Source organism: Microbispora amethystogenes (assembly GCF_016863015.1).
In the GTDB taxonomy this organism is placed as follows: Bacteria; Actinomycetota; Actinomycetes; order Streptosporangiales; family Streptosporangiaceae; genus Microbispora; species Microbispora amethystogenes.
In genome coordinates this window covers 32,791-43,443 of the sequence record NZ_BOOB01000018.1, presented here as the reverse complement: position 1 = coordinate 43,443, position 10,653 = coordinate 32,791, and the positions used below count along the sequence as shown (strand labels likewise).

Annotated in this window: 10 protein-coding genes; 6 read left to right on the top strand and 4 right to left on the bottom strand. The window is 71.4% G+C overall.

The genetic code is table 11. The features are described from left to right. Positions 1–551 precede the first annotated feature (551 nt). Positions 552–1,328 carry a Fic family protein gene (locus tag Mam01_RS13700; RefSeq protein ID WP_225311753.1) on the bottom strand — a complete coding sequence of 259 codons (777 nt, stop codon included), beginning with the start codon at positions 1,326–1,328 and terminating at the stop codon, positions 552–554. A 273-nt stretch (positions 1,329–1,601) separates the two neighbouring features. Between Mam01_RS13700 and acs the strand changes: the two genes are divergently transcribed. The 4 genes from acs (at position 1,602) to Mam01_RS13680 (ending at position 5,942) form a co-directional block, all read left to right on the top strand. Next, positions 1,602–3,578, top strand: a complete 1,977-nt coding sequence (acs, locus tag Mam01_RS13695; RefSeq protein WP_204285730.1) for an acetate--CoA ligase — start codon at positions 1,602–1,604, stop codon at positions 3,576–3,578. Between the two features lie 269 nt (positions 3,579–3,847). Next, positions 3,848–4,348, top strand: a complete 501-nt coding sequence (locus Mam01_RS13690; RefSeq protein ID WP_204285729.1) for a phage holin family protein — start codon at positions 3,848–3,850, stop codon at positions 4,346–4,348. Then, entirely contained in the window at positions 4,338–5,258 is a 921-nt protein-coding gene (locus tag Mam01_RS13685) for an alpha/beta fold hydrolase (protein WP_204285728.1), read from the top strand. Before Mam01_RS13690 ends, Mam01_RS13685 begins: the two co-directional genes overlap by 11 nt. A 198-nt stretch (positions 5,259–5,456) precedes the next feature. After that, a complete protein-coding gene (locus tag Mam01_RS13680; RefSeq protein ID WP_204285727.1) occupies positions 5,457–5,942 on the top strand; it encodes a DUF309 domain-containing protein in 486 nt (161 codons plus the stop codon). Between the two features lie 226 nt (positions 5,943–6,168). Here the strand turns inward: Mam01_RS13680 and Mam01_RS13675 are convergent, their stop codons facing one another. Beyond that, the gene (locus Mam01_RS13675) at positions 6,169–7,353 is read right to left on the bottom strand and encodes a MarP family serine protease (RefSeq protein WP_204285726.1); all 1,185 of its coding nucleotides are present in this window, start codon (positions 7,351–7,353) and stop codon (positions 6,169–6,171) included. A gap of 71 nt (positions 7,354–7,424) precedes the next feature. Between Mam01_RS13675 and Mam01_RS13670 the strand changes: the two genes are divergently transcribed. Beyond that, positions 7,425–8,060 (top strand): HEAT repeat domain-containing protein, encoded by a 636-nt coding sequence (locus Mam01_RS13670; RefSeq protein WP_204285725.1) that lies wholly within the window; start codon positions 7,425–7,427, stop codon positions 8,058–8,060. Here Mam01_RS13670 and Mam01_RS13665 read toward each other — a convergent pair. Both Mam01_RS13665 and nth read right to left on the bottom strand, forming a co-directional pair. Continuing rightward, on the bottom strand, positions 8,007–8,705 hold the full coding sequence (locus tag Mam01_RS13665; protein ID WP_239101285.1) for an NUDIX hydrolase: 699 nt from the start codon (positions 8,703–8,705) through the stop codon (positions 8,007–8,009). The two genes, Mam01_RS13670 and Mam01_RS13665, sit on opposite strands and share 54 nt — an antisense overlap. 160 nt (positions 8,706–8,865) lie before the next feature. Further along, positions 8,866–9,615: an endonuclease III gene (gene nth, locus Mam01_RS13660; protein ID WP_204285723.1), complete on the bottom strand. Its 750-nt coding sequence runs from the start codon at positions 9,613–9,615 to the stop codon at positions 8,866–8,868. A gap of 351 nt (positions 9,616–9,966) precedes the next feature. Between nth and Mam01_RS13655 the strand changes: the two genes are divergently transcribed. Next, positions 9,967–10,647 carry a Crp/Fnr family transcriptional regulator gene (locus Mam01_RS13655; RefSeq protein WP_111700476.1) on the top strand — a complete coding sequence of 227 codons (681 nt, stop codon included), beginning with the start codon at positions 9,967–9,969 and terminating at the stop codon, positions 10,645–10,647. Positions 10,648–10,653 lie beyond the last annotated feature (6 nt).

Sequence of the window (10,653 nt, the reverse complement as noted above, 5' to 3'; positions counted from 1 at the left end):
GGAGAGACGCACCGTATGCTGCCCGATCGGGACAGGCAGGTCGAGCCCACCACCGATTTGAGTAAAATTTTTTCTCCGAGTCAGTGTTACATGTGGATGCACGCGGTCGCAACGGGTGGACAGGGGGCACATCGCACCACCTGCGCTGCTACGTCCCATGGTTCACACCAGCCACAATCAGGCCAAATGTGCTTAAAGAAGGATGAAGCGCCATAAATGCCGCGCCGACTCGGGTAAAGCTTCCGCGCTCGGGGCTTTCCATATCCAGGATTCGGACGTAAAAAGGGATTACGGACCTGAGGGTCCGCGTACCGCATCGGGTACCCACGCGCGACCAGCCGCGGGAGGCGTGTCGAGACGGGCTTGACCCGCTCCGACAAATATGAGGTGCACGCTTGGTAGCCCGGTGACGTGTACCGGCGACGGCGTTCCACACCAGGGACGCCGTCCGCTTTTCGGGCGTGCCGAACACCCCGGAACAGCCCCGGAACAGACACCCCGCAGCAGCCCCGCAATATGGGATATGCCGCACGCCCCCGAACAGGGGTCGCTCAGCGGGACATGGCCTCGCAGATCGCCGTCGTCTCACGCGCCCCGAGCACGACGGCCGTGGCGCAGTGCCGGATCCAGGCGCCGACGCCCTCGCCCGTCCCCTTCTGGTACGACCTCAGGCCCTCGGCGTACGCGTCGCCCAGATCGGCGTGCCCCACCTCGACGGCGGCGAGCGACTTGGGATCGAGGCCGAGGCCGACGAGAGTGAGCCGTTCGGCGGCACGGGCGACCAGGCCGTCGGCGACGCCGAAGGGCCGCAGCACCACCAGTTCGGCGTGCACGATCGCGGCGAGCACGAGCGCGGGCACCGCGGACGAGCCGGTCACCAGCCCGGCCAGCGCCGACATGCGGGCCGCGGTCTCCTCCGGGCCCGGGGCCGGGCCGAGACCGAGCGGATCGGCGGTCGTGGGAACCGTACGCGGCCTGCCGGGGTCGGCCGTGAGGCCCGCGGCCGCCAGCGTGTGCAGCCGGGCGAGGACCTGACGCGGAGCCGACCGCCACGTGGGAGTCAGCCGTCCGAGCTCGGCCGACGCGCGCAGCGCGCCCTGCGCCACCGGGTCGGCCACCTCGCCCATGCGCAGCGGTTCGAGAGGCACGTCGACGCCTTCGAGCGCGGCGGAGGCACGCGCCCCGCGCAGCGCCGACTCGGCCGTGACCTCGGGACCGCGCCGCCGCAGCACCCGGTGCCGGTAGAGCCGGTCGACGGCCTCCCGGGCCTCCTGTACGGCCTCGGGCACGCCGGGCAGCCCGGCGACGACGGCCAGGGGATCGCTCACAGCCCTCGACCATACCGGCCGGTCAACGTCGTTCGCCGAGGAGGTGCGCCCGTTCACCGCAGGGGCACGTACGCGATCTCGGCGGGCTTCCCACCCGTCACTACGTTTGCCGGTCATAGCCCTGTTACCACGGACAACGCGGAGCTACGGCGTGCCTGCCCGGATTACTTGTACTTGACGCCGCTCGCCTGGTGAAGTGGGACACGACATACCCCAGCTTGGCCGAGGCGGCCGAACGAGAGACAACCCGAAGACGCTGTGAAGGAGTACGGAGTGGCCACCGAGACCCCTGGTCAGGAAACCCAGGAGACGCTGTCGAACCTGCTGAGTGAGACGCGCCGGTTCGAGCCTCCCGCGGACCTGGCGTCGGCCGCCAACGTCACGGCGGACGCCTACGAGGAGGCCGCCCAGGACCGGCTCGCCTTCTGGGAACGCGCCGCCGAGCGCCTCACGTGGGCGGAGCGCTGGGACACCACGCTGGAGTGGAAGCCGCCCTTCTCCAAGTGGTTCGTCGGCGGCAAACTGAACGTCGCCTACAACTGCGTCGACCGTCACGTCGAGGCCGGCCGGGGCGACAAGGTCGCCTACCACTGGGAGGGCGAGCCGGAGGGCGACACCCGCACGATCACCTACGCCGACCTGCAGAGGGAGGTCGCGAAGGCGGCCAACGCGCTGGAGGAGCTGGGCGTGCGCAAGGGCGACCGGGTCGCCGTGTACATGCCGATGATCCCCGAGCTGCCGATCGCGCTGCTGGCCTGCGCCCGGATCGGGGCGATCCACTCGGTGGTCTTCGGCGGCTTCTCCGCCTCGGCCCTGAAGAGCCGCATCGACGACGCCGACGCCAAGCTCGTGATCACCGCCGACGGCGGATACCGCCGCGGCGCCCCCAGCGCGCTCAAGCCGACCGTGGACGAGGCGGTCGCCGACTGCCCCGGCATCGAGCACGTGCTCGTCGTACGCAGGACCGGGCAGGACGTCGCTGTGAACGAGCGCGACGTCTGGTGGCACGACCTCGTCGACCGTCAGCCCGCCGAGCACGAGCCGGTGCCGCACGACGCCGAGGACCCGCTCTACATCCTCTACACCAGCGGCACGACCGGTAAGCCCAAGGGCATCCTGCACACCACCGGCGGCTACCTCACCCAGGTCGCCTGGACCCACCACGCCGTCTTCGACCTCAAGCCGGAGACCGACGTCTACTGGTGCACGGCCGACATCGGCTGGGTCACCGGGCACTCCTACATCGTGTACGGCCCGCTCGCCAACGGCGCGACCAGCGTGATCTACGAGGGCACCCCGGACACCCCGCACCGGGGCCGCTTCTGGGAGGTCGTGCAGAAGTACCAGGTCACGATCCTCTACACCGCCCCCACGGCGATCCGTACGTTCATGAAGTGGGGCGACGACATCCCCGCGAAGTACGACATGTCGTCCTTGCGCGTGCTCGGCTCGGTCGGCGAGCCCATCAACCCCGAGGCGTACGTCTGGTATCGCGAGCACATCGGCGCGAACCGCTGCCCGGTCGTGGACACGTGGTGGCAGACCGAGACGGGCGGCATCATGATCAGCCCGCTGCCGGGCGTCACGGCCGCCAAGCCCGGCGCGGCCATGCGCCCGCTGCCCGGCGTCGTGGCCGACGTCGTCGACGACCAGGGCGAGTCGGTGCCGAACGGCGGCGGGGGCTTCCTCGTGGTCCGCGAGCCCTGGCCGGCCATGCTCCGGACGATCTGGGGCGACGACCAGCGCTACATCGACACCTACTGGTCGCGGTTCGAGGGGATGTACTTCCCCGGCGACGGCGCCAAGCGCGACGAGGACGGCGACCTGTGGCTGCTCGGCCGGGTGGACGACGTCATGCTCGTCTCCGGGCACAACATCTCCACGACGGAGGTCGAGAGCGCGCTCGTCAGCCACCCGAAGGTGGCCGAGGCGGCCGTGGTCGGCGCCACCGACCCGGTGACCGGCCAGGCCATCGTGTCCTTCGTCATCCTGCGCGGCGGCGCGGAGGAGAGCGAGGACATCGCCGCCGAACTGCGCGCCCACGTGGCGAAGACGCTCGGCCCGATCGCCAAGCCGCGGCAGATCCTGGTGGTGCCCGAACTGCCGAAGACCCGCTCGGGCAAGATCATGCGCCGCCTGCTGCGCGACGTCGCCGAGAACCGGTCGCTCGGCGACGTCACCACGCTCACCGACAGTTCCGTGATGAACCTCATCGCCGAGAAGCTGCCCAGCGCCAAGAGCGACGACTGATCTACCAGACCGCGGGCGGTCGGAAGGCGTGGACGAGACGCGTCCACGCCTTCCCCGTTCCGGCTCAGGCCCGGCTTTCTCTCGGCCCGGCGGTGCCTCGCCATGACGGGGAGAGCCGGATCGCCTCCGGCGTCATAATCCCGTCCCCTGTGGGCAGGTCCCCGCATGCCGCCCGGCGGGTCGAGGTTGTCCACAGGTGAGGGTCTTCCTGTTCGCGTGCGCGGACGGACACGAGATGATGTTTGATAGTCGCAGATAGGAGATCGCTGATGCCCGAGGACGAATCGCTCGGCGCGCTGGTCGCCCAGGCGAGCCATCACATCTCGACCCTCGTACGGTCGGAGATCGAGCTGGCGAAGGCCGAGCTCAAGTTCGACGCGAAGCGGGTCGGGATGGCCGCCGGGATGTTCGGCGCCGCGGCCTTCATGGGGCACCTGTGCCTGATCCTGGCCTCGTTCGCGATCGCCTACGGCCTCGTGGCGCTCGGCCTGGCCACGTGGCTCGCGTTCACCATCGTCACCGTGTTCTACCTCCTCGTGGCCGGGCTGCTGGTCTTCGTCGGCTATCGCCGGCTCAAGGGGCTGACCGGGATGAAGCGCACCATGCGCAGCCTGCGTGGCCTCTCGGGCCCCGAGGAGGCGGAGGAACCGCTGCCGGAGACGGCCGGCGTCCCCGCCATGGCGGGCGAGGCTCCCGCGCCGCCGCCCTACACCGGCCCGACGGCCGGGCAGGTCGGCGCCCACCGGGAGTCCATCCGCGATGTCCCCTGACGAGTCACTTATCGAGGCCGACGGCCCCTGGACGCACCGGGCCGTCTACGCGGGCGGCGTCCGGTTCCACGTGGCGGAGGCCGGAGACGGGCCGCTGGTCCTGCTGCTGCACGGGTTCCCGCAGTTCTGGTGGACCTGGCGGCACCAGCTTCCGGCGCTGGCCGAGGCCGGCTACCGTGCCGTCGCCGTCGACCTGCGCGGCTACGGCGGCAGCGACAAGCCGCCACGCGGCTACGACCTGCCCACGCTGGCCGTGGACGCGGCCGGCCTGGTGCGGGCGCTCGGCGAGACGAGCGCGATCGTGGTGGGTCACGACTGGGGCGGTCTCCTCGGCTGGACGATGAGCGTCCTCGATCCCAAGGTGGTGCGACGGCTGGTCCCCGTGTCGGCGCCGCACCCACTGCGCATGCGCGCCGCCCTCTTCACCGACCCGCTCGGGCAGCTCAGGGCCAGCCGTTACGGTCTGGGATTCCAGCTTCCCTTCCTCCCCGAGCGGAAGCTCACCCGGCGGAGCGGCGCCGCCGTGGGACGGCTCATCGACAGGTGGGCCGGGCCGCAGTGGCCGGGCGACGGGGCCACCCGCGTGTACCGCGACGCGATGCGGATCCCGACCGTGTCGCACTGCGCCCTCGAGTACTACCGCTGGTTCGCCCGTTCGCAGATCCGCCCGGACGGCTTCCGCTACGCCCGCCAGATGCGCACCGAGATCGAGGCCCCGACGCTGCAGATGCACGGCGCGCTCGACCCCTGCGTCCTGCCGCGGACCGCCCAGGGCTCCGGCCGGTTCGTCGCCGCGCCGTACCGGTGGCGGCTGATCGAGGGCGCCGGGCACTTCCCCCACGAGGAACGCCCCGGCCAGTTCAACACCGAGCTGATCTCCTGGCTCGCCGACCCCGAGCCCGACCGCTGAGCCCGACCGTTGATCCCGTCCCCGCCGTGCGTGCGCGCCACCCGCGGCCAAGGGCCGGGAACCCTACCCGTGATCTTGAAGAAGATAGTAGAAATGTGCCCTGAAGTGGCCCAACTTCCTGGTTGATCTCTCACGTTCGCCGGGAAGGTCGCTGGTCCTTCGGTCGCCGTGAACCGCCCACGCGCCCTAGGAGAGACCATGCGTGACCGTGACGAAGCGGGACGCCCCCGCAACGCACGCCCTCGTGACGAGTACGGCAGGCCACTGCCCCGGGGGGCCGAAGGGGTCCCCCGCGTGCCCGACGACTACGCCCCCGGCCCGGAGGAGGCGCTGGAGCAGGCCCGGAGCCTGCTCGCCGACGGACGCCCGTTCCACGCGCACGAGGTGCTGGAGGCCCGCTGGAAGACCGGCCCCGACGAGGAACGCGAACTGTGGCAGGGGCTGGCCCAGATCTGCGTCGGTCTCACGCACCTCCAGCGCGGCAACCTCTCCGGCGCCGCCGCCCTGCTGACCCGTGGCTCCGCCCGTCTCGGCGCGTACGGGTCGACCCGGCCCTTCGGCCTGGACCTGCGGGCGCTCGCCGTACAGGCCGACGCGATCACGACCGCGATCGACGAGGGAGACGCCGATGCCGGCACCGCCATCTCCGCCGTCCGCGCCCTCCTGACCCCGGCAGCGTCCTGAAAGCCCGGCTCGCCCTGCCCCTGCGCGCCTGACACGGCCGGCCCTTCCCGCGCGGCGTCAAACGACGGCCCGCCTCCGTCCATGGACGGCCTCTCGCGGCGGGCGGTGAGCGCGGCGGGCGGTGAGCGCGGCGGGCGGTGAGCGCGGCGGGCGGTGAGCGCGGCGGGGTCTCGGACGCGGGAGGTGCTGAGCAGGGCGGGGGTGGCGAACGCGGCGGGGGGTGGGCTCAGTCGCAGCCCTCGGTGCTCACCGGGCCGACAGCGTGGGTGCCGTCCTGGGCGTCGGGCAGGACCTCCTCGGCCGTCATGGCGAAGCCCGTCTCCGGCGTGTCGGTCGCGGCGGCGAAGATCACGCCGAACACCTTGCCGTCCGGGCTGAGCAGCGGCCCGCCCGAGTTGCCCGGCTGCACCTTGCCCCGGATGGCGTAGACCTCGCGCTCGACCTTCCGCTTGTTGTAGATGTCGTACATCTCAGCGCGCTGCTTGACCCTGATCCGCGCGGCGAGCGGGGTGAAGCCCTGGTCCTTCGGATATCCGGCGATGATCGCGCTGTCGCCCCTTCTGGCGACCGTGTCGAAGCGCAGTGTGCCGATCTGGAGGTCGGGGACGAACAGCACCGCGATGTCGCGCTCGGGGTTGTACAGGACCACCCGGGCGTCGTGCTGGTCACCCCGGAAGTCGGTCACCCGCAGCCCTTCGGTGACCCCGGCGACGACGTGCGCGTTGGTCATGATCCGCTGCCGGGCGTAGACGAATCCCGTCCCCTCGATGCGCTTGCGGCAACTCGGCGCGGTGCCCTGCACCTTGACGATCGCCCGGCGGGCGCGGACCAGGGAGGGGCTGGCGTTGATCAGGGTCTGGTCCGGCGGCGCCACGTTCTGGCCGCCGATGGAGGTGATGACCTGCGGCCAGTCGGAGGTCTCCACGAAGTCCCTGAACGGCTTCTGCAGGGCCCGTACGCCGTCCGGGATGGCCTCGTCGACGGTCTGCAGCACCAGGGAGCCGTTGATCTGCTCCTTGATGAGCGCGAAGCTCATCGAGACCATGAGCGAGCCGATGAGCCAGGCGATGACCAGGACCGACAGCCCGCTCGCCACCGACCCGCCGAACGCGTCGACCATCCGGGCGGGCTCCCAGGTGACGTGGCTGCGGGCCACGGCGCCGATGGTCGAGGACGCGAACTGCCCGATGGTCGCGGCCAGGAAGACGATCACGATCGCCAGCAGCGCCCGCTCGGTGTCGCCGCTCACGATCGCCCCGGCCAGCGGCGGTGCGATGAACATCCCCAGAACGGCGCCACCGACGAATCCGATGAAGCTGAATGCCCCGATGATGAAACCCTGCCGATAGCCGGACACCGCGAAGGCCACAACCAGGCCGATCAGGATGAGATCCAGAAGATCGCCGCTCACAGCTACCACGGTATCCAGCCACGCCTTTCGTCGTGCGGGCGTCCCTGGAGTCTCATCGATATCGTGACGCCATGGGGGTATCGGAACGGCCGCCCGCGGCTGGGGACCGCGACGGCGGCGCGGAGCCCGCGCGCGAGCTGATCAGGCTCGCGCTTGCCGACACGGACCCGGACGGGCCGGTCAGGTGGCGGATGATCACAAAGCTGCTGGCGCGCGGCGACCCGGAGACCTTCGCCGTCTCCCGGCGGCTGTGCGCGAGCGCGGACCCGGCGGAGCGGGTGCTGGGGGCCGACATCCTCGGCGAGCTCGGCCGGGACCATCCGTTCAGGGACCGCACGCTGCCCGTGCTCCGCGCGCTGGCGGCGGACGAGGACGACCCGAGGGTGCTCTACTCCGTGCTGATCGCCTTCGGTCACCTGCGCGACGGGCGCGCGCTGCCGTCCGTGATCGACCTCGCGGGGCACGGGCACCCCACAGTCAGGTACGGCGCGGCCTACGCCCTTCCGCACGTCATGGGCGACCCGCCCGACGCCGCGGGACTGGCGGCGCTGCGCCGCCTGGCGGCCGACGCGGACGAGGACGTCGCCGACTGGGCCGCGCTCGGCCTGTCCCTGAACGGCCTGGCGCCGAACACCGCGCCCGCGAAGCGAAGCTCAGCGTCGCGCGGACAGGTCGACGACCTCGGGGGGCAGGTCCTCGATCCGTGAACGGTCCCATGGCCGTTCGAAACCCGCCGCGGTCAGCACGCCGTCGAGCACACCGGCGGTGAAGCCCCACACGAGCAGGCCGCGTACGCGAAACGCCACGGACGGGACCACTCCGCGCGGGTGGCGCAGCCGCAGCCGGTTGGCGGGGTCCACCAGCTCCGCGATCGGAACCCGCTCGACGGTCTCGACCTCGTCGGGAGAGGCAGCGTGCACGGCGCACGGCGTGTGCCACCAGCCGAGCACCGGCGTCACCCGGTTGTCGCTGTGCCAGATGTAGAGCTCGGGCATGGTGCCGACGACCTCGACGCCGGCCGGGTCGAGGCCGGTCTCCTCCCCGGCCTCCCGCAGGGCCGCGCCGACCGGGCCGCCGTCGCCGGGATCGACGCCGCCGCCGGGGAACGCGGGCTGGCCGGCGTGCACCCTGCCCTTCGAACTGCGCTGGATGAGCAGGATGTCCGGGCCCTGCGGCCCCTCGCCGAACAGCAGCAGGACCGCCGCCGAGCGACCGGCGCCGTTCGCGGGCGGCCGCAGCGCGGTGGGGACAGGGCTGTGCGCGGCCTTCGCGGCGAGCCGGCTCAGCCAGTCAGGAGCCGCGACCCCATCCACCGCGACCTTCACCGCGACCACCTCCACATCGTCGGGCACATCGTCGGGGCGACCGGCCACGCGGACGCGCGCCGGCCGGGTGTGCCGTACAACCATCGGCGCGGGCGCGAACTTCCCGTCGGCGCACCGACGAGGTACCTCCGACGCACCGCCGGGGACGCGCCGTCAGCGGACTCCCCGCCACTGGCGCCGGGAAACGTCAGGAGAACGGGCCCGTCCTGACCAGCTTGCGGGCCTCCTCCGGATCGGTGGGGCCGGTGCCGTACGACGGGCAGAGCGCGGCGAGGGGGCAGGCGCCGCAGGCGGGCCTGCGGGCATGGCAGATGCGCCGCCCGTGCCAGATCAGCCGATGGGACAGCATGGTCCACTCCGACTTGGGGATCAGCTCCCCGACCTCGTGCTCGATCTTGACCGGATCGGTCTCGGTCGTCCAGCCGAACCGTCGCGTCAGCCGCTGGAAGTGCGTGTCGACGGTGATGCCGGGCACGTCGAAGGCGTTGCCGAGCACGACGTTCGCGGTCTTGCGGCCCACGCCGGGCAGCTTGACCAGGTCGGCGAGCCTGCCGGGGACCTCCCCCTCGTGGCTCTCGCAGAGGGCCTGCGCCATCCCGATGATGCTGTTGGCCTTGGCCCGGAAGAACCCGGTCGACTTGATGATCTCTTCGAGCTCCGCGCGGTCGGCGCCCGCGTAGTCGGCCGCCGTCCGGTACTTGGCGAAGAGCACCGGCGTGACCATGTTGACCCTCTTGTCGGTGCACTGCGCCGACAGGATCGTGGCGACCAGCAGCTCCAGCGGATTGCCGAAGTCCAGCTCACAGTGGGCGTCGGGGTAGGTCTCGGCCAGGATCCGGTTGATCCGCCGCGCTCGGCGCACCAGGCCCAGGCGGGTCTCGGCCTCGCGTCGGCGCCGTCGCGGGACAGCCGTGCTCGCGGCCGGGTTCGTCGCCATGCCGCAAGCGTAGGGCCTCCGGCGACCGCCCACCTCCCGTCCCGCTGCGTCGACCGCCTTGTCATACATGCCGCATATGCAGCCTGTATTTGCCAATTTGTCCGTACGCAGCGCAATACACTGTGCCCGTAGGGGGACGACCGGCCGCCCGAGCCGGTCGAGCGCGGGATGGGCGTCAGGATAGGTTTCGCGAAGATTGTCTAGTTTCGCCAGGCGCGACGCACACGACTGCGAGCCGGGGCCGGCGCTCGTACGACGCAAGAGGACACCCCGTAATGCGCCGGGAAGGGTGTGGGTCACAATGGCTAGCACGGAGCCGGCGACCGAGCGCGCCCGCAGCAAGGAGGCACCGTGAGCACCGAGGAAGTACTGAGCAAGGCGCCGCTGTTCTCCGCGCTCGACCGCGAGAGCGCCGCGGCGCTGCGGACGAGCATCACCGAGGTGGAGCTGCCCAAGGGGCGCACCCTCTTCAGTGAGAACGAGACGGGCGACCGGCTCTACGTGGTGCTCGAAGGCAAGATCAAGCTGGCGCGTACGGCGCCCGACGGCCGGGAGAACCTGCTCAGCGTGCTCGGCCCGGGCGAGATGTTCGGCGAGCTGTCGCTGTTCGATCCCCGCCCCCGCACCGCCTCGGCGATCGCGCTGACCGACGTCCGGCTCGCCGGGCTCGGCCACGACGACCTCCGCCCGTGGCTGACCGGACGGCCGGAGGTCGCCCTCCACCTGCTGCGCGCCCTGGCGCAGCGGCTGCGCCGCACCAACGACGTGCTCGCCGACCTCGTCTTCACCGACGTGCCGGGCCGGGTCGCCAAGCAGCTTCTCGACCTCGCCGACCGCTTCGGCCACAAGACCGACGACGGCATCCGAGTGCACCACGACCTCACGCAGGAGGAGCTGGCCCAGCTCGTGGGCGCCTCGCGCGAGACGGTCAACAAGGCGCTGGCCGACTTCGCCCAGCGCGGCTGGCTGCGCATCGAGGCCAAGGCCGTCGTGATCATGGACAGGGAGCGGCTCTTCAACCGCTCTCGCTAGAGGGTC